Here is a 17795-nt window from a genome sequence, read left to right as displayed (position 1 = left end):
AATCGCCATGACCGTCGTTAACTGCCCTACCTGTGCCGCCAAAGTCGAATGGACTGAGGCCAACAAATACCGCCCCTTCTGCTCGGAACGCTGCAAGCAGATCGACCTGGGCGCCTGGGCGGAAGAGAAATACACGATCCCTGCCGCAGACCCGTTCGAAGATCCGCTGGCAGACGAAGACAACAAGCCCCAGTAAGCTTCATTTGAATGGATTTTCCAGGCGCAGCCCCTGCGCCGCGAAACTGTCGAGCCTGCCACTGACCACCGTCAAGCCATAGGCGATGCCCATCGCCGCGATCTGTCTGTCCACACTCAGCATGGTGCCACGGCCCTGCAAACGGGCACAGACGAGCGCGCAATCGAGGTCGAACTCCAGCAGACGCGGCGCATACTCTGCCAGCACAGCCTCCAGCCAGCCTTCCAGGGCCAGCGCATCGAGCGCCGCTTCGCGCCGCCAGCTCGGTTGTATGCCTGCGCGCAACTCGGCGATTACTTGCACCGGCACGTAACGGTCTTCCGGCGCGATCTGCTCGAAAAAGGCGACCACGCCTGCCGGCGCAGCGCTACCTTTGCGCGCGGCAACGATCACATCCGTATCGACCAGGTAAGCGCCCATGGCGGCTCAGGAGCGGCGCTCGAAGTCCCCATCGGCTCCCACGTCGGGCATACTGCGCAAAATATCGTCGAGCGGCCGCTTCGGCAACGGCCGCAAGGCGCTGCGCAGGATGTCGCGGTGCTCTTCCTCGATGCTGCGCCCATGGGCACGCGCACGCTTGTGCAGCGCCGCGAGCAGCAATTCATCGGTATCGGTGAAGGTCAGGGTCAGCGCCATGCGAATTCCCCCAGTACGTCATGCAAGCACTGTAGCGCAAAACATCGCCGATGCAAGGGATGGACGAAACAGGTTTGCGCCAGCGCAGCGCACAGGCTGCATGCTGGCACAAGTCTTACTCAGGCGGCGAGGGATTCCCGGCGTACCTCGTCCAGCCATTCCAGCAGGGGAATGGTGGCAGGCAGCAAGGGTTCCACCCCCACCGTACCCTGCCAGGCGAACGCCTGCCCTTCCAGGCTTTGCGGCTCGCCCCGCCATTCACGGCTGATGTAGAAATGCAGGCGCACATGGGCGTGCGGATACACATATTCCACGCCGCACCAGGCTTCGGCACTGTCGATGTATAAACCCAGCTCCTCGACAAACTCACGCTTCAAGGCGTCAACGATGGCTTCGCCCGGTTCGACTTTACCGCCAGGAAACTCCCAATAGCCGTCATACGGCTTGCCAGCCGGACGTTGCCCCAGCAGCACGTCGCCGTTCGGCTTCATCAGGATACCGACGGCGACGTCCACCGGTTTCACTTTCACTTCGCTCATAGCGGCAGCTTTCCCGCGTAATCGCGTGCAAATTGCCACGCGACACGACCCGAGCGCGAACCACGCTGCAAGGCCCAGCGCAGGGCATCGCCGCGCGCCTGCGCGATCTGTTCCGGCGTGCAGCCGAAGGACGCGAGCCAGTGGGCCGCGATATCGAGGTAGTCATCCTGCTTGAACGGGTAGAACGACAGCCACAGGCCGAAACGTTCGGACAGCGAGATTTTCTCTTCCACCGTCTCGCCCGGGTGCAGATCGCCATCGTCGTCCGTCTTGTAGCTGGTGTTGTCCGACATGCGTTCGGGCATCAGGTGACGGCGATTCGAGGTGGCGTAGATCAGCACATTGTCCGATTGCGCGGCGATGCTGCCGTCGAGCGCCACTTTCAGCGCCTTGTAGCCGCTTTCACCCTCTTCGAACGACAGGTCGTCGCAAAAGATGATGAAGCGCTCAGGGCGCGCCGCCACCAGGTCGACGATGTCGGGCAAGTCGGCCAGGTCGGCCTTGTCCACTTCGATCAGGCGCAGGCCCTGGCCGGCAAACTGGTTCAGGCAAGCCTTGATCAGCGACGACTTGCCCGTGCCGCGTGCGCCCGTCAGCAGCACGTTGTTGGCCGGACGGCTAGCGACGAACTGGCGCGTGTTCTGCTCGATCTGGGCCTTTTGCGTGCCGATGTTGTGCAAGTCGTCCAACGCGATGTTCGACACGTGGGCCACCGCCTGCAGATGGCTGGCGGCGCCCTGGCGCCGGCGCCAGCGGAAGGCAAAGCTGTTCCAGTCCGTCGCCGGCAAGGCCGGCGGCAAGATCGACTCCAGGCGCGCCAGTACCCGCTCGGCGCGGATCAGGAATTGATCGAGGCCGGTCATGAGCGATAGTCGGCGTTGATCGACACGTAGTCATGCGACAGGTCGCACGTCCACAGCGTGGCCGTCGCGTCGCCGCGTGCCAGCTTGACGCGGATGGTGATTTCGCTTTGCTGCATCACGCGCTGGCCATCCTGCTCCTGATAGTCGGGGTTGCGGCCGCCGTTCTTGGCCACCCATACATCGTCCAGGTACAGATTCAATTGACCCACGTCCAGGTCGTCCACGCCCGCATAGCCGATGGCGGCCAGGATGCGGCCCAGGTTCGGGTCGGAAGCGAAGAAGGCCGTTTTCACGAGCGGCGAATGGGCGATGGAATAGGCGATCTTGCGGCATTCTTCGACGTTGCGGCCGTCTTCCACGGTCACCGTCATGAACTTGGTGGCGCCTTCGCCATCGCGCACGATGGCTTGCGCGAGAAAAGTAGACAGTTCGGTCACGGCGGCGGCCAGTTCCGCATAGTGCGGCGAGTCGATGGAATCGATGACCAGGCTGCCGGCGCCCGTGGCGACCAGCATGAACGAGTCATTGGTGGACGTGTCGCCGTCGATGGTGATGCAATTGAACGATTTGTCGGCCGCCTGCTTCACCAGCTGGTCCAGCACGGGCTGGGCCACGGTGGCGTCAAACGCGAGGAAACCCAGCATGGTCGCCATGTTCGGCTTGATCATGCCGGCGCCCTTGCTGATGCCCGTCAGGGTCACCGCGTGGCCACCGATGGTGACCGTGCGCGAGCCGGCTTTCGGCTGCGTGTCGGTGGTCATGATGGCTTCGGCGGCAGAGAACCAGTTATCCGCGGTCAGCGCGGCCACGGCTTGCGGCAGGCCCGCGACCAGGCGCTGCACGGGCAGCGGTTCCAGGATCACGCCGGTGGAAAACGGCAAAATCTGCTGCGGCGCGCAGCCCAGCAGTTCGGCCAGCGCGGCGCAGCTGGCCTGCGCGTCGGCCAGGCCCGATTCGCCCGTGCCCGCATTCGCGTTGCCCGTATTGACCAGCAGCGCGCGGATCGGCGCGGCGCCGGCCGTCACTGCCGCCAGGTTGGCTTTCGAGATTTGCACGGGTGCGGCGCAGAAGCGGTTCAGGGTGAACACGCCGGCCACGGTGGCCGTCGGTGCCAGTTTCAACACCAGCAAATCCTTGCGGTTGGGTTTCTTGATGCCGGCTTCGGCAACACCGATTTCAATGCCTGCGACAGCTTTCAGGTCGGCGGCGACGGGCTTGGGAGAATTGACGGCCATATGAGTTCTTCTGCTAGGGAAAATGGAAGCGCTATTGTAGCGCCTTCGCGGCGCAGGTGAACATGCGGCAAGGGAATAGTCGCGATGGCCCCGGCAGCGCCAATACGGGTAGCTAGCGTGGTCAGGCTTGCGATTTATCAGAACGATGCCGGTTGGCGGCGCTAAGATGGAAGAACAGGCCACAATGCGCCTGGTAAGCGCCGCCCCGGGGAGAATGTCATGGCGCATGGCAAGTCATACAGAACACAGCGCGGCGATGCAGGCCTGCCATACCTGTTGCGCCTGCTATCCCTGCTTTGCCTGCTAGGCTGCTTGACGGCCTGTAACAGCGTTCTGCGTGGCCAGGAGGATGGTGCCAACACCACTGAACCAGTAGAGGTACCGCCTGCCGCCGAACCAGCGCCACCGCCGCCACCAGCCCCCGCCGTGCAAGCGGCTACCACGCCAGGCACTCGCGGGGGGCGACAGGCACCGTCCGCCAGTCTGGGAAGTAGTGCATGGTCGGGCTCAGGCGGCCTGTTCGGCAATCTCGGCAGTCTGCTCGGCAGCACCCGCAGCGGCGGCATGGCGAAGGCAGACCACGACACAGCGCCGGGCGGCGCCACGCGAGTCACCGTGTACTACGCAACCGACAGGCAGTACCAGACAGGCAGCCGCAACTATGGCTGGCAGCCCAACCGCACGCCCCCCTACCTGAGCTACGGCAGCGTCGTCGTGAGCATCCCGGAGAAAAGAGCGCCGGGCGAGCTGCCGTTGCCGCCCTGGTACGCCATCCTGTCGAGCAACGATGCGCAAAAATATGTACTGATCCAGGGAGCTACGCGCCTGCCGCGCGCGGATTTCCTCGCCACCGTCAAGGCCAGGATACGGGCAGCACCGGAACGGCACGCCGCCTTCATCTACATCCACGGCTACAGCAATTCCTTTGATGACGCCGCCCGGCGCACGGCGCAGATGGCGGTCGACCTCGATATCGGCGCCCTGCCCGTGTTCTACAGCTGGCCCTCGAAAGGCACGCTGGCCGGCTATGAGTTCGATGAAAACGCCGCCGAATGGACGCAGGCGCACCTGCAGGCATTCCTGGCCGACTTCGCCGAGCACTCTTCCGCCACCGATATCTACATCATCGCCCACAGCATGGGCAACCGCCCGATGACGCTGGCGCTGGCCAACCTGCTGGAACAGCGCCCCGACCTGCTGCCCTTGTTCAAGCAGGTGGTGCTGGCGGCGCCGGACATCAACGCCGATGTCTTCCGCGAGCAGATCGCCCCGCGCTTTGCCAGCCTCAAGCTCCCCGCCACCCTGTACGCGTCCGCGAACGACAAGGCCATGCGCGCTTCCTGCAGTTTTGCCGACTGGGACAGGATAGGCGACATCCGCGGCCCCGTCGTCGGCATCCCCGGCATGGAAATCGTCGACGCCTCGGCCGTCATCATGAACTTCATGGGCCATGACTACTTCGCCAGCAACCGCGTCCTGCTGACCGACATCGCTACCATGATCAAGACGGGCCAGCGGGCAAAAAACCGCGGCGGCCTGAAAGGCATTCCATCGCAGGCACCGCAATACTGGGCCTTTCCCTGAGCCACCACGTGCAGCCGAAAAAAAAACGGAGACCGCAGTCTCCGTTCTTGTTCAGGCTGTCAAGCAGGCTTTACGCCAGCTTGCCGTGGCAAGCCTTGTACTTCTTGCCGCTGCCGCAAGGGCATGGGTCGTTGCGGCCCACTTTGACGCCCATGCTCACGCTCATGTCGTCGACGTTGTCCATGTTGCCGCCAGCCGCAGGCGCCAGCAGCTCTTCCGGCGCCGCGTTCGGATCGAACTCGGCGTGCTGGTAGTGCACGTTTTCCACGTGCGACTGCTGCATCGCCTGTTCGGCCGCATCGACTTCTTCGCGCGACTGGATACGCACCGTCATCACGTGTTTCGTGACGTCGTTCTTGATCATGTCGAGCATCTGGCCAAACAGTTCAAACGCTTCGCGCTTGTATTCCTGTTTCGGATTCTTCTGCGCATAACCGCGCAGGTGAATACCCTGGCGCAGGTGATCGAGCGCCGCCAGGTGTTCGCGCCAGTGGCTGTCCACGCTTTGCAGCATGACATTGCGCTCGAAGCCGCCAAACGATTCCTTGCCGACGATGTCGATCTTCGACTGGTACACGGCGTCGGCCGCAGCCAGCACTTTCTCCAGAATTTCTTCGTCCGTCAGGGTTGAATCGGCTTCCAGCATTTGCTGCAGCGGCAGGTCCAGCTGCCATTCGCTCGCCAGGGTATTTTCCAGCCCCTTGATATCCCACTGCTCTTCCACCGACTCTTCCGGCACGTACTGGTGCACCAGGTCGGTGAACACGCCATGGCGCAGGGAAGCGATCATTTCCGAGATGTCAGTCGTTTCCAGCAATTCGTTACGCTGCTGGTAGATGACCTTGCGCTGGTCGTTGGCGACGTCATCGTATTCCAGCAATTGCTTGCGGATGTCGAAGTTGCGCGCCTCCACCTTGCGCTGGGCCGATTCGATCGAACGCGACACGATGCCTGCCTCGATCGGTTCACCTTCCGGCATTTTGAGGCGGTCCATCACGGCGCGCACGCGGTCGCCGGCGAAGATGCGCAGCAGCGCGTCGTCGAGCGACAGGTAGAAGCGCGACGAACCCGGATCGCCCTGGCGGCCGGCACGGCCACGCAACTGATTGTCGACGCGGCGCGATTCGTGGCGTTCGGTGCCGATGATGTGCAAGCCGCCAGCATTGACGACGTGGTCGTGCAAGGATTGCCATTCGTCGCGCAGCTTCTGCGACTGGGCTGCCTTGTCGGCGTCGCTCAGTTCAGGATTGGCTTCGATGAACTTGATCTGGTTTTCCACGTTGCCACCCAGCACGATGTCGGTACCGCGACCGGCCATGTTGGTGGCGATGGTGATGGCTTTCGGACGGCCTGCCTGGGCGATGATTTCCGCTTCGCGCGCATGCTGCTTCGCATTCAGCACGTTGTGCGGCAAGCCGGCCTTGGTCAGAATGCCCGACAGCAATTCCGAGTTCTCAATCGAGGTCGTGCCCACCAGCACCGGCTGGCCGCGCTCGTAGCAGTCGCGGATGTCGTTCAACATCGCGTTGTACTTCTCCGCCGACGATTTGTAGACCTGGTCCTGGCGGTCCTTGCGCTGCAACGGGCGGTTTTGCGGAATGACAACCGTTTCCAGGCCGTAGATTTCCTGGAATTCGTACGCTTCGGTATCGGCCGTACCGGTCATGCCGGCCAGCTTGGCGTACATGCGGAAGTAGTTCTGGAAGGTGATCGAGGCCAGGGTCTGGTTCTCGTTCTGGATCTTGACGCCTTCTTTCGCTTCGACGGCCTGGTGCAAGCCGTCGGACCAGCGGCGGCCCGTCATTAGACGGCCCGTGAATTCATCGACGATCACCACTTCATTATTCTGCACCACATAGTGCTGATCCTTGAAGTACAGCGCATGCGCGCGCAGAGCCGCATACAGGTGGTGCACGAGGGTGATGTTGGCCGAATCGTACAGCGAGGCGCCTTCCGGCAGCAGGCCCATCTCCATCAGGATGCGCTCGGCCTTTTCGTGGCCCGCTTCCGTCAGCAGCACCTGGTGCGCTTTTTCATCCTTGGTGTAGTCGCCCGGCACTTCGACCTTGCCCTTGCCGTCCGGCGTTTCTTCGCCGATCTGCAGGGTCAGGCGCGCGGGCACTGCATTGATCTTGTGATACAGGTCCGTGTGGTTCTCGGCCTGGCCCGAAATGATCAGCGGCGTACGTGCTTCATCGATCAGGATCGAGTCGACTTCATCGACGATGCCGAAGTTCAGGCTGCGCTGCACGCGCTCGCGCGCTTCATAGACCATGTTGTCGCGCAAGAAGTCGAAACCGAATTCATTGTTCGTGCCATATGTGATGTCGGAGTTGTACGCCTGCTGCTTGGCGCTGTGCTCCATCTGCGACATGTTCACGCCAGTCGACAGGCCCAGCCACGCATACAGGCGGCCCATGGTCTCCGCGTCGCGCTGCGCCAGGTAATCATTGACGGTAACGATGTGCACGCCCTTGCCCGACAAGGCATTCAGGTAGGCTGGCAAGGTTGCCATCAGGGTCTTGCCCTCGCCCGTGCCCATCTCCGCGATCTTGCCAAAATGCAAAACCATGCCACCGATCATCTGCACGTCGAAATGGCGCATGCGCAGGACGCGCTTGCTGGCCTCGCGGCAGACGGCAAATGCTTCCGGCAACAAGGCATCGAGCGATTCGCCGGCGGCGATGCGTTCCTTGAAGGCAGGCGTCTTCGCTTGCAGCTCGGCATCCGACAGCTTTTCGATGGTCGGCTCGAGCGCATTGATCTCGCGTACCGTTTTTTGGTATTGCTTGAGCAGCCGCTGGTTGCGGCTACCGAAAATCTGGGTCAGTAATGACATGCTTGAATTCTTGAAAAAACGCCGTTAAAAAAAGCTCTGTAGGTGACGACGAAGTAACAATCGCGTGACCGCACGGAGTTCGACTATGGCAAAAGACGATGATTTTATCATGCGTTCCCGCCAAGGTTGGGGTAATGCGCCATATAACAATAGCTTAATGACAAACAAATGGCAGAAATTGCGGACATTTTCCATACCGTAAGGCAATAGGGCAGGCCTGCCTGCGCCGCACTCGCTGCCGCACTCGTCATGCACGGGCGAGTGTGCTATGTTTCGGCCATGCGAACTCCCACTTATTCTCCGGCGCCGCGCCGCGGCTACGGCTTTGCCCGTTCAGGCCCGGCCGCGACGGGCGCAACCGACTTTCTACGTGGCAATGCCACAATGGCATCGCTGATGCCTACCGTCACGCGCCTGGCCGCCCTGCAAAAGGATTGCGCCAAGGCATTGCCGGCAATGTTCGAGCATTGCGACATCCTGCAATTCGAGAGCGGCCACCTGGTGCTGGCCACGCCGAACGCGGCGCTGGCGGCCAAACTCAAGCAGCAATTGCCGAAGTTGCAAGGGGAACTGGAAAGAAAGGGCTGGCAGATTTCAGGCATCAAGCTGAAAGTGCAAGTCATCAAGAGCATCGCGCCCATCGTGCATACGCGCGCGCTGGTCTTGCCGGAAAAAGCCATGTCGGCCCTGGAAGAACTGAGCACGGCCCTGCCGCCATCGAAGCAGAACGAGCAGTTGATCGCGGCGCTGCGCAACATGGTGCGCCACCACCGCGAACCAAAAGATTAAGAACACCATGCGGCGTCTTGACACCTCAGAAAACCGTAGCGAGCGGAAGGGAGAGGTGGCTAAGAAGCGCAACCGTACGAAGTACGGGGGCGCCGAGCCGGTGAGCATCGCAGGCCGCCTATACCAACGCGCAGTAGGTTTAATGAGGTGTCGCTCAGATCAGGTCAGGGACCACTCGCGTTCCATCTGGCGCAGGTAGGATTGCGGCGCCGCCTCGTTGGTATCGAACGAGACGATTTCATACGCATCGGGCTGCTCCAGCAGCGCCAGCAGCAGCTGGTTGTTCAGCGCGTGGCCCGACTTGTGCGCCGTGTAGTACGCGAGCAAGGGGTGGCCCACCAGGTACAGGTCGCCGATGGCGTCGAGGATTTTATGGCGCACGAACTCGTCTTCGTAGCGCAGGCCATCGGCGTTGAGGATGCGGTATTCATCCATCACGATGGCGTTTTCCAGCGAACCGCCACGGGCCAGGCCCATGCCGCGCAAGCTTTCCACATCCTGCATGAAGCCGAAGGTGCGCGCGCGCGCCACGTCGTGCACGTAGGATACGTCGCCAAAGTCCACCGAGGCGCGCTGCATCGTGCCATCGACGGCCGGATGGTTGAATTCGATGAAGAAATCAAGCTTGAAACCGTCGTATGGCGACAAGCGCGCCCATTTTTCCGCATCGCCCTTGCCGTGACGCACTTCCACGGGTTTGAGGACCTTGATGAATTTCTTCGGCGCCTGCTGTTCTTCCACCCCGGCTTGCTGCAGCAGATAAACGAAGGACGAGGCGGAACCGTCCATGATGGGAATTTCTTCCGCATTCACGTCGATATACATATTGTCAACACCGAGGCCAGCGGCGGCCGACATCAGATGTTCTACAGTAGAAACCCTGGCGCCATCCTTGATCAGTACGGACGCCATGCGCGTATCGCCCACCGCCATGGCGCTGGCGGGAAACTCGACAATGGGGTCGAGGTCGGTGCGGCGAAACACGATGCCTGTGTCGATCGCGGCGGGACGCAGAATCAGTTCGACCTTGGTGCCAGAGTGCAAACCGACACCGATGGTGCGGACCTGTTGTTTGATAGTGCGTTGTTTTAACATCTGTCGATTATATCTATTTGCCGGATTTTCGTTGTGACGCGGCAGGGCTCACGCCAGAAATACCACAACCATGCCTCACGGATGCTCGCTTTCCGCATGCACGGCTTCGCGGCGCACGAGGTAAATGCCGCTGCCGATGATGATGGCCGCGCCTATCAGCGTGTATTCGTCGGGCAAGGCGCGCCATAGCATCCAGTCGAGAGCCATGCCCCAGGCCAGGGCCGAGTATTCGAAAGGCGCCACGCTCGATGCCTTACCATGGCGAAACGCCTCCGTGATGGCAAGCTGCCCCAGGAAGCCGCTGACGGACAGGCCAGCCAGCAGCCACCAGTCGTCGCGGCGAATGTTCACCCACTCGTGCGCCGACAGCGCCACGCCACCGAGCGCCATCATCACCATCAGCCAGAAGACCATGCTTTCGCTGGCATCCGTGCGGCTCAGGATGCGGCCCGTGACGGCCGAAATGGCGTAGCAGGCGGCCGAACCGAGCACGGCCAGGCCAGCCAGCGAAAAGAACCCCGAGCCGTCCGGGCGCAGCGCGACCAGCACGCCCAGCAGGCCCACGGCGATGGCGCACCAGCGGGCAAAGTCAACCTTCTCCTTCAAGATAAAGACGGACAGGACCGTGATCAGCAAGGGGGCAACGAAGAACAGCGAGTAGGTCTCGGCCAGCGACATGCGCTTCAGGCCGTAGGCGAACAGGGTAATCATCAGCACGCCCAGGGCGCCGCGCAGCAAGTGCAGCGGCCAGCGCACCTTCATCACATTATTAAATGCACCACGGTACAGCAGGTACAGGCAGACGAGCGGCAAGGACGACAGGGCGCGCAAGGCCGTCACCTGCATGGGCGGATAATGGGCGGACAGCAGCTTCATGGCCGTGTCCATCAGGGAAAACATGGCGACAGCGATCAGCATCACATAGATGCTGCGCAGGTTTTGATTGCGGGGTAGCAGAACAGACTCCTGGCGAAAAAACGGGACCGTCATCATGGCGACGGCCGGAGCCAGGACAGCATGGCCTGGAAAGCAGGGCCTTGCTGTCAGCCCGATTATAACAAGCGCGGCCGTTTTTCCTTATGACACAGGCAACAGCATCACCAGTTTCAATTCATGCTGGCGCGCCAGATGCAGCGTGACCTGGTTGAAGCCGAGTGCGCCCTGCTGCACATGCTGGAAGCGGCGCAAGCCCCCATCGCGCCCCTGCACCTGCTGCGCGCCCCACCACTGGCGAAATTCAGGGCTGGCGTCGGCCAGCTCCGCGATCAGGCCGGCCAGCGGCGCCTGGTCCGCCTGGCGGCCGATATCGGCCCGGAACTCCGCCACCAAGCGCTGCGCCCGTTCGGGCCAGCCGACGACCAGCTCGCGCGCACCAGCGTCCAGGAACATGAAGCGCAATTGATTCGGCGCGGCCTGCCCGGCATGCAGCCAGCCCGCAAACAGGGTGGACGCCGCGCCGTTCCACGCCACGGCGTTCCATGCGCGGTCGAGGATGTACGCGGGCGCATCGATGGCGGCGACGATGGCGGCCAGCTCGGCGCCAGCAGGCCCGTCACCGTCGCCAGTGCCATGGCTGGGGTCATGCTTGTCGGCCACCTCGAACAGATAGGCGCGCTCGGCCGTGCTCAGCTGCAGCACCTGTGCCAGCCGGGCCAGCATCTTGGCCGAGGCCGACACGGGCCGCCCCTGCTCCAGCCACGTCAGCCAGGTAGGACTGACATCGCACAGCTGCGCCAGTTCCTCGCGCCGCAAGCCCGGCGTGCGGCGGCGTCCGCCACCGGGCAAACCGGCCATGGCAGGGGTGACGGCTTCGCGCCGGGCGCGGATGAATTCAGCGAGCTTGTTCGACATGAGAGTGATCCATGGTAGTAGATATACCAGTATAAGTTATGGTCTTGTTACAGGATAATTTTATCCCTATTCTGCAGGTACTCATCCATCAACAGGAGAAAACCATGCAGCAGCACGATGTTGTCACCGAACAGTTTGGCAAGACGGCCAATGCCTACCTGAGCAGCGCGATCCACGCGCAAGGGGCTGACCTGGTGCTGATGCAGGAATGCGCGCGCCGCCATGGCAAGCCCGTCGTCCTGGACCTGGGCTGCGGCGCCGGCCACGCCAGCTTCGCCGTCGCACCCGTGGCGCAATCGGTCGTCGCCTACGACCTGGCGCAGCCCATGCTCGACGTGGTGGACCACGCCAGGGCGCAGCGCGGGCTGCATAACATCAGCACGCACCAGGGTGACGTGGCCCGGCTGCCGTTTGCCGACGCCAGCTTCGACATGGTGGTGACGCGCTTCTCCGCCCACCACTGGAACGACGTGGCGGGAGCCTTGGCCGAAGCGTGGCGCGTGCTGCGCCCGAACGGCACCTTGCTGGTGGTCGATATCGTGGCGCCGAAGACGGCCCTGTACGACAGCACCCTGCAAGCGGTGGAAATGCTGCGCGACGCTTCCCACGTGCGCGACTACCGCAGCTGCGAATGGGGCGCCAAGTTCGACAACGCGGGCTTCACGCACAGCTTGCGCAGCGTGTGGAAGCTGACGATGCAGTTCGACGAATGGGTGGCGCGCATGCGCACGCCGACCGAGCGCGTGGCGGCCATCCGCAACCTGTTCGATGGCGCGCCCGAGGAAGCACGACGGTATTTCGCGCTGCAGGACGATTATTCGTTCAGCATCGACGCGGCCATGTTCGAGGCGACCAAGCCGTCGGTGCAATAAAAAACGGCGCCGATGGCGCCGTTTTTACATCAAAAAAGGACAAGTCCCTGAAAAATGTTCAGGGCAAGGCGCATTGCCGCAGGCAGTACCAGTAGTACGCCAGGCCAGTGCAACGCCGCCATGGCCTTTTTCTCAGAGACTTAAGCCAGTTGGCCCAGCAAGGTTTCCGCGTTCGACACTTCAAACTTGCCGCCCTGCTCGATGTTCAATTGCGTCACGACGCCATTGTCGACCAGCATCGAGTAGCGCTGCGAGCGCGTGCCCATGCCGAACTTGGAGAAATCGGCGTCCAGGCCCAGGGCCTTGCTGTAGGCGGCATTGCCGTCAGCCATCATGCGTACGATGCCGGTGGCTTTCTGGTCGCGGCCCCAGGCGCCCATCACGAACGCGTCGTTGACGGAGATGCACCAGATTTCATCGACGCCCGCGGCTTTCAGGTCGGCGGCGTGCTTGACGTAGCCCGGCACATGCTGTGCGGAGCAGGTCGGGGTGTAGGCGCCTGGCAGGCCGAAGATGGCGATCTTCTTGCCCTTGACCAGGTCTTGCACGTTGAACGTGTTCGGGCCCAGTGCGCAACCTTCGGTTTCGCTTTCGATGAATTCGGCCAGGGTGCCTTCTGGCAGGGTGTCGCCGATCTTGATGGTCATGTTGACTCCTTGTGTACTGTCGGTTAAGGACGCCGCCCGCTCCATGGAGCGGACAGCGCCCGTGATCTGGTTCTGCCGGCATGATGCCGACACTGCGCGATAGTATGCCTGACTTGCCGTATTTGTGCAGAAAGCGGCCGGAAAGGCAAAGCCAAAAGTCAAAAAACGGCAAAAAAAAACGGCGGCCCTCAGGCCGCCGTCATCGTTACAGACATCAGATCACCTTAATCTGCTTGCTTACGCAGGAACGCTGGAATGTCGTAGGTCTCCATGCCATTCTTTTCCATCGCGCGCACCTGCTCGGAAGCCGATTCGCGGCGCCATACCGCTGGCGCCTTCATGCCGTCGAAACCGGCTGCCGGCGTGGCCACGCCAACCGTCGTCGTCGCCGCTTGCGCGCTACCCATGGCAGCCGACGGGGTCAGCGGGCTGTTGTGGGTGCCGGTGCGCAGCACTTGCTGCGGTACCAGCTGGATGTTTTTCTTGGCGCGGCCCAGGCCCGTCGCCACCACGGTGACGCGGATATCGTCGCCCATGGCGTCGTCGTAGGCGATACCTTGCGCGATCGATGCGTCCGGCGCGGCAAACGCGCGCACGGCGGCCATGACTTCCTTGATCTCTTTACCTTTCAAGCCGCGGCTGGCCGTGACGTTGACCAGCACGCCGCGCGCGCCAGACAGATCAATGCCGTCCAGCAGCGGCGAAGCGACAGCCTGTTCGGCGGCGATGCGCGCGCGGTCGACGCCGGAAGCCGTCGCCGTGCCCATCATGGCCTTGCCCTGCTCGCCCATGATGGTTTTCACGTCGTTGAAGTCGACGTTGATATGGCCAGGCACGTTGATGATCTCGGCAATGCCGGCCACCGCGTTGTTGAGCACATCATCGGCGTGCTGCATCCATTCCAGCATGCTTTCGTCTTCGTAGATCTCTTCCAGCTTTTCGTTGAGGATGATGATCAGCGAATCGACGTGCAGGGACAGCTGCTCCAGGCCTTCGTCGGCGATGTCCATGCACTTCTGGCCTTCGTACGAAAATGGCTTGGAGACCACGGCCACCGTCAGCGCGCCCAGCTCCTTGGCCACTTCTGCCACGATAGGAGCGGCGCCCGTGCCCGTACCGCCGCCCATGCCGGCAGCGATGAAGACCATGTGCGCGCCGCGCAGCGAATCGGCGATGCGTGTGCGCGACTCTTCAGCCAGCTGGCGGCCGACGGCAGGCTTCATGCCGGCGCCCAGACCGGTATCGCCGATCTGGATGATGTTATGGGCCTTCGATGTCGACAGGGCCTGAGCGTCGGTGTTGGCGGCAATGAACTCCACACCCGACATGCCTTTGTTGATCATGTGTTGGACTGCATTGCCACCCGCACCGCCGACGCCGACGACCTTGATGACGGTACCTAAAGCTGTGTTATCGACCATATCGAACTCCATGATGTGCTCCTATCAGATGCGGTTTCCAAGCGCCAGGCCTCATATTCGTAGGAGAACTGGAGATTGAAAACTGCGGTTAAATATAAAATAAAGTTATGTGTGTGTACCTGCGATGCTGCCAAAAAACCTGTGCTGCCGGGCCTGAAGCACGCCCTTAAAAATTCCCTAAAAACCATTCCTTCATGCGCTGCCAGACTGCCTTTACCGAACCGTCCTGACGCGTCACGATGTGGCCGCGCAGGTATTGCTTTTTCGCTTCCAGCAGCAGACCCAGTACCGTGGCATAGCGCGGACTGCGCACCACGTCGGCCAACTGGCCCCGATACTCGGGCGTGCCCAGGCGCGCCGGTTTCAGGAAAATATCTTCCGCCATTTCCACCATGCCGGGCATGATGGACGTCCCACCCGTGAGCACGATGCCCGACGACAGCACGCCTTCATAGCCGGATTCGCGCACCACCTGGTGCACCATCGCGAACAGCTCCTCGACCCTCGGCTCGATCACTGCCGCCAGCGCCTGGCGCGACAGGTTGCGCGGGCCGCGGTCGCCCAGGCCCGGCACTTCCAGCGATTCGCCGGGATCGGCCAGGACCTGCTTGGCGACGCCATAGCGGATCTTGATTTCTTCCGCTTCCGCGGTCGGGGTACGCAAGGCCATGGCGATGTCGTTGGTGATCTGGTCGCCGGCGATGGGAATGACTGCCGTATGGCGGATCGCGCCATCGGAGAATACCGCCACATCGGTCGTGCCGCCGCCGATGTCGATCAGCACCACGCCCAGTTCCTTCTCGTCGGGCGTGAGCACCGCATCGGCCGAGGCCATAGGCTGCAGGATCAGGTCCGACACTTCCAGGCCGCAGCGGCGCACGCACTTGACGATGTTCTGCACCGCCGACACGGCGCCGGTGACGATATGCACCTTCACCTCCAGGCGGATGCCGCTCATGCCGATAGGCTCGCGCACATCTTCCTGGCTGTCGACGATGAACTCTTGCGGCACCGTGTGCAGCAATTGCTGATCGGTCGGAATGTTAACCGCTTTTGCCGTCTCGATGACGCGCGCCACGTCGGTCGCCGTCACCTCCTTGTCCTTGATGGCCACCATGCCGCTGGAATTGAAGCTGCGGATATGGCTGCCCGCAATGCCCGCGTACACATTGCGGATCTTGCAGTCAGCCATCAGCTCGGCCTCTTCCAGCGCGCGCTGGATGGACTCCACCGTGGCCTCGATATTGACCACCACGCCTTTTTTCAGGCCCTTCGATTCGTGCTGGCCCAGCCCGATCACTTCGTGGCGCCCATCGGACATCACTTCGGCTACCACCGCCACCACTTTCGAGGTGCCGATGTCGAGGCCGACGATCAGGTTTTTCGCGTCTTTTGTCATTTCTGTCGCCTAATTTTTTGGGCTATTGTTAAATTGATTGTTAAATTAAGTCGGTTTTTTAATCGGACTACTGTTTTTCTTCCTCATCACTGGCTTGCCATCCTTGCCTTCGGCCGGTATCACCAGGCCGGCGGAACTGAGCGCCAGGCCATTCTGGTAGCGCATATCGATCGTGTCGATATTCTCCAGCCGGCTCGCCAGCTGCGGGTAGATGCCCACCAGCCGGTCCACCCGCGCCTTCAGGGTCGTATGATTCTGCTCGCGCCCCAGCGCCACGCTCATGCCGTTATCCAGTTTCACCGTCCATGCATAGCGGCTCGACAGCGACAGGGTTTCGGGCACCATCTTCAGCGGCGCAAACCACTTTGCCAGCTGCACATAGGTGGCCAGCACTTCCTTTTCGCTGCCATCCGGTCCCGAAAACGCAGGCAATTCATGGTCATCCTCGGCCTCGGCCACATTGGCCGTAAACACGTCGCCCTTGACGGACAGCAGGCGTCCATCCTCGCCCCACGTGCCCAGTGCCTCATGTTCTTCCAGCGCCACGATCAGCTGGTTCGGCCACTCGCGCCGCACGCTGGCGCGGCGCACCCAGGGCACCGACTCAAACACGCCGCGCACGCTTTCCAGGTTGGTCGTGAAAAAATTGCCCTTGATGCGGCCCAGTGTGCCGCTGCGCAGGGTCAGGTAATTCACGTGGCGCAGGCCCTTGTCGTCCGCGCTTTCCACCTTGATCGTGCGCAGGTCGAACATGGGACGCTGCGACACCCACCAGACGCCGGCGGCCACGCACACGACCAGAACCGCGGCCAGCAAGCCGTTGGCAGTCGTATTGAGGCTTTTAGCGTCATGCCACATATCAGCGCTGTCCCTTGTGCATTTTCAGGCTTGCGCCGGAAACGATTTCCAGGCACAGGTCTTCATAGCTGGTGCCTTCCGCGCGCGCCGCCATCGGCACGAGCGAGTGACCGGTCATGCCTGGCGAGGTATTCACTTCCAGCAAAAACAGCTTGCTGTCGGCCGCGCGCATCAGTACATCGACCCGTCCCCAGCCTTCGCAGCCGAGGGCGCGATACGCCGCCAGGGCGATGCGTTCCATCTCGGCGATGATCGCCGGGTCCAGCTGCGGCGGGCAGAAATACTGCGTATCGTCCGTGAAGTACTTGTTCTGGTAATCGTAATTGCCTTGCGGCGCGACGATTTCGATCGGCGGCAGCGCGCGCGCCGCGGCGCCCTTGCCCAGGATCGCCACGGTGAATTCGCGGCCCTTGATGAATTCCTCGGCCAGCACCGAATCGTCGAGGCCGGCCGCGATGTCGTAGGCCGCCTGGAAGGCCGACGCCTCGTTGACCGTCGTGATGCCGATGCTCGACCCTTCATGCGGCGGCTTGACGATCAGCGGCAAGCCCAGTTCCGCGGCCACCTTGGCCAGATCGGAGCTGTCGTCCAGCACCGCGTACTTCGGCGTCGGCAGCTGGTGCATCAGCCAGATCATCTTGGTATAGACCTTGTCCATGCCCACCGAGCACGCCATCACGCCGCTGCCCGTGTAGGGAATGCCCAGCTGTTCCAGCGCGCCCTGCAGGCTGCCGTCTTCGCCGAAGCGGCCGTGCAGCGCGATGAAAACGCGGTCAAACTTCTCAGCGGCCAGTTCGGCCAGGCTGCGTTCGCCCGTGTCGAAGCCATGCGCATCCACGCCATGGCTTTTCAACGCGGCCAGCACGCCCGCGCCGGACATCAGCGACACTTCGCGCTCGGCCGAGCGGCCGCCGAACAGGACGCCGACCTTGCCCAATTGTTTAACGTCGATAGCTGAAGCTTGGTTCACG

Annotated in this window: 18 protein-coding genes; 4 read left to right on the top strand and 14 right to left on the bottom strand. The window is 62.1% G+C overall.

From position 1 onward, the window contains the following. Positions 1–7 precede the first annotated feature (7 nt). Positions 8–196 (top strand): DNA gyrase inhibitor YacG, encoded by a 189-nt coding sequence (gene yacG, locus BXA07_RS13610; protein ID WP_071325269.1) that lies wholly within the window; start codon positions 8–10, stop codon positions 194–196. 3 nt (positions 197–199) lie between these two features. Here the strand turns inward: yacG and BXA07_RS13605 are convergent, their stop codons facing one another. From BXA07_RS13605 to argJ, 5 genes are all read right to left on the bottom strand, one after another. Beyond that, the gene (locus tag BXA07_RS13605; protein ID WP_076568427.1) at positions 200–616 is read right to left on the bottom strand and encodes a PIN domain-containing protein; all 417 of its coding nucleotides are present in this window, start codon (positions 614–616) and stop codon (positions 200–202) included. 6 nt (positions 617–622) lie between these two features. After that, positions 623–832, bottom strand: a complete 210-nt coding sequence (locus BXA07_RS13600) for a FitA-like ribbon-helix-helix domain-containing protein (RefSeq protein ID WP_076568426.1) — start codon at positions 830–832, stop codon at positions 623–625. A gap of 119 nt (positions 833–951) precedes the next feature. Next, the gene (locus BXA07_RS13595; RefSeq protein WP_076568425.1) at positions 952–1371 is read right to left on the bottom strand and encodes an NUDIX domain-containing protein; all 420 of its coding nucleotides are present in this window, start codon (positions 1369–1371) and stop codon (positions 952–954) included. After that, a complete protein-coding gene (locus BXA07_RS13590) occupies positions 1368–2234 on the bottom strand; it encodes an ATP-binding protein (RefSeq protein ID WP_076568424.1) in 867 nt (288 codons plus the stop codon). Before BXA07_RS13590 ends, BXA07_RS13595 begins: the two co-directional genes overlap by 4 nt. Further along, positions 2231–3469 carry a bifunctional glutamate N-acetyltransferase/amino-acid acetyltransferase ArgJ gene (argJ, locus tag BXA07_RS13585; RefSeq protein ID WP_076568423.1) on the bottom strand — a complete coding sequence of 413 codons (1239 nt, stop codon included), beginning with the start codon at positions 3467–3469 and terminating at the stop codon, positions 2231–2233. Before argJ ends, BXA07_RS13590 begins: the two co-directional genes overlap by 4 nt. Before the next feature lie 564 nt (positions 3470–4033). Here argJ and BXA07_RS13580 point away from each other — a divergent pair. Beyond that, positions 4034–5053: an alpha/beta hydrolase gene (locus tag BXA07_RS13580; protein WP_076568422.1), complete on the top strand. Its 1020-nt coding sequence runs from the start codon at positions 4034–4036 to the stop codon at positions 5051–5053. A gap of 70 nt (positions 5054–5123) precedes the next feature. Here the strand turns inward: BXA07_RS13580 and secA are convergent, their stop codons facing one another. Then, positions 5124–7892 carry a preprotein translocase subunit SecA gene (secA, locus tag BXA07_RS13575; RefSeq protein ID WP_076568421.1) on the bottom strand — a complete coding sequence of 923 codons (2769 nt, stop codon included), beginning with the start codon at positions 7890–7892 and terminating at the stop codon, positions 5124–5126. Positions 7893–8288: 396 nt separating this feature from the next. Between secA and BXA07_RS13570 the strand changes: the two genes are divergently transcribed. Further along, the gene (locus BXA07_RS13570) at positions 8289–8681 is read left to right on the top strand and encodes a DciA family protein (protein ID WP_348532958.1); all 393 of its coding nucleotides are present in this window, start codon (positions 8289–8291) and stop codon (positions 8679–8681) included. A 159-nt stretch (positions 8682–8840) separates the two neighbouring features. On the opposite strand, the gene lpxC is transcribed toward BXA07_RS13570, so the two are convergent. From lpxC to BXA07_RS13555, 3 genes are all read right to left on the bottom strand, one after another. After that, positions 8841–9776 (bottom strand): UDP-3-O-acyl-N-acetylglucosamine deacetylase, encoded by a 936-nt coding sequence (gene lpxC, locus BXA07_RS13565; protein WP_076568419.1) that lies wholly within the window; start codon positions 9774–9776, stop codon positions 8841–8843. Positions 9777–9851: 75 nt separating this feature from the next. Next, positions 9852–10694 carry a DMT family transporter gene (locus BXA07_RS13560; protein WP_076568473.1) on the bottom strand — a complete coding sequence of 281 codons (843 nt, stop codon included), beginning with the start codon at positions 10692–10694 and terminating at the stop codon, positions 9852–9854. 159 nt (positions 10695–10853) lie between these two features. Beyond that, on the bottom strand, positions 10854–11627 hold the full coding sequence (locus BXA07_RS13555) for a helix-turn-helix transcriptional regulator (protein ID WP_076568418.1): 774 nt from the start codon (positions 11625–11627) through the stop codon (positions 10854–10856). Positions 11628–11731: 104 nt separating this feature from the next. Here BXA07_RS13555 and BXA07_RS13550 point away from each other — a divergent pair, with 104 nt between their 5' ends. After that, positions 11732–12499, top strand: a complete 768-nt coding sequence (locus BXA07_RS13550) for a class I SAM-dependent methyltransferase (RefSeq protein WP_076568417.1) — start codon at positions 11732–11734, stop codon at positions 12497–12499. 140 nt (positions 12500–12639) lie between these two features. Here BXA07_RS13550 and BXA07_RS13545 read toward each other — a convergent pair whose 3' ends face one another. The 5 genes from BXA07_RS13545 to BXA07_RS13525 form a co-directional block, all read right to left on the bottom strand. Continuing rightward, positions 12640–13146, bottom strand: a complete 507-nt coding sequence (locus BXA07_RS13545; RefSeq protein ID WP_076568416.1) for a peroxiredoxin — start codon at positions 13144–13146, stop codon at positions 12640–12642. 224 nt (positions 13147–13370) lie between these two features. Further along, positions 13371–14579: a cell division protein FtsZ gene (gene ftsZ / locus BXA07_RS13540; protein WP_034748865.1), complete on the bottom strand. Its 1209-nt coding sequence runs from the start codon at positions 14577–14579 to the stop codon at positions 13371–13373. 154 nt (positions 14580–14733) lie between these two features. Beyond that, a complete protein-coding gene (gene ftsA / locus BXA07_RS13535) occupies positions 14734–15966 on the bottom strand; it encodes a cell division protein FtsA (RefSeq protein ID WP_010394955.1) in 1233 nt (410 codons plus the stop codon). A gap of 45 nt (positions 15967–16011) precedes the next feature. Continuing rightward, positions 16012–16824 carry a cell division protein FtsQ/DivIB gene (locus BXA07_RS13530; RefSeq protein WP_076568415.1) on the bottom strand — a complete coding sequence of 271 codons (813 nt, stop codon included), beginning with the start codon at positions 16822–16824 and terminating at the stop codon, positions 16012–16014. Position 16825: 1 nt separating this feature from the next. After that, positions 16826–17794 carry a D-alanine--D-alanine ligase gene (locus BXA07_RS13525; RefSeq protein WP_076568414.1) on the bottom strand — a complete coding sequence of 323 codons (969 nt, stop codon included), beginning with the start codon at positions 17792–17794 and terminating at the stop codon, positions 16826–16828. Position 17795 lies beyond the last annotated feature (1 nt).

The sequence above is a fragment of the Janthinobacterium sp. TND4EL3 genome, from assembly GCF_900156175.1.
Taxonomy (GTDB): Bacteria; Pseudomonadota; Gammaproteobacteria; order Burkholderiales; family Burkholderiaceae_D; genus Janthinobacterium.
This window is presented reverse-complemented; position numbering and strand designations above follow the sequence as displayed.

Excerpts from the sequence above, each read along its gene's own strand:
- ftsA (WP_010394955.1), bottom strand. The coding sequence starts at position 15,966 with ATGACAAAAGACGCGAAAAACCTGATCGTCGGCCTCGACATCGGCACC.
- argJ (WP_076568423.1), bottom strand. The coding sequence starts at position 3,469 with ATGGCCGTCAATTCTCCCAAGCCCGTCGCCGCCGACCTGAAAGCTGTC.
- BXA07_RS13590 (WP_076568424.1), bottom strand. The coding sequence starts at position 2,234 with ATGACCGGCCTCGATCAATTCCTGATCCGCGCCGAGCGGGTACTGGCG.
- secA (WP_076568421.1), bottom strand. The coding sequence starts at position 7,892 with ATGTCATTACTGACCCAGATTTTCGGTAGCCGCAACCAGCGGCTGCTC.
- ftsZ (WP_034748865.1), bottom strand. The coding sequence starts at position 14,579 with ATGGAGTTCGATATGGTCGATAACACAGCTTTAGGTACCGTCATCAAG.
- BXA07_RS13570 (WP_348532958.1), top strand. The coding sequence starts at position 8,289 with ATGCCTACCGTCACGCGCCTGGCCGCCCTGCAAAAGGATTGCGCCAAG.
- BXA07_RS13605 (WP_076568427.1), bottom strand. The coding sequence starts at position 616 with ATGGGCGCTTACCTGGTCGATACGGATGTGATCGTTGCCGCGCGCAAA.
- BXA07_RS13555 (WP_076568418.1), bottom strand. The coding sequence starts at position 11,627 with ATGTCGAACAAGCTCGCTGAATTCATCCGCGCCCGGCGCGAAGCCGTC.
- BXA07_RS13550 (WP_076568417.1), top strand. The coding sequence starts at position 11,732 with ATGCAGCAGCACGATGTTGTCACCGAACAGTTTGGCAAGACGGCCAAT.
- yacG (WP_071325269.1), top strand. The coding sequence starts at position 8 with ATGACCGTCGTTAACTGCCCTACCTGTGCCGCCAAAGTCGAATGGACT.
- BXA07_RS13560 (WP_076568473.1), bottom strand. The coding sequence starts at position 10,694 with ATGCTGATCGCTGTCGCCATGTTTTCCCTGATGGACACGGCCATGAAG.
- BXA07_RS13530 (WP_076568415.1), bottom strand. The coding sequence starts at position 16,824 with ATGTGGCATGACGCTAAAAGCCTCAATACGACTGCCAACGGCTTGCTG.
- BXA07_RS13545 (WP_076568416.1), bottom strand. The coding sequence starts at position 13,146 with ATGACCATCAAGATCGGCGACACCCTGCCAGAAGGCACCCTGGCCGAA.
- BXA07_RS13580 (WP_076568422.1), top strand. The coding sequence starts at position 4,034 with ATGGCGAAGGCAGACCACGACACAGCGCCGGGCGGCGCCACGCGAGTC.
- BXA07_RS13600 (WP_076568426.1), bottom strand. The coding sequence starts at position 832 with ATGGCGCTGACCCTGACCTTCACCGATACCGATGAATTGCTGCTCGCG.
- lpxC (WP_076568419.1), bottom strand. The coding sequence starts at position 9,776 with ATGTTAAAACAACGCACTATCAAACAACAGGTCCGCACCATCGGTGTC.
- BXA07_RS13595 (WP_076568425.1), bottom strand. The coding sequence starts at position 1,371 with ATGAGCGAAGTGAAAGTGAAACCGGTGGACGTCGCCGTCGGTATCCTG.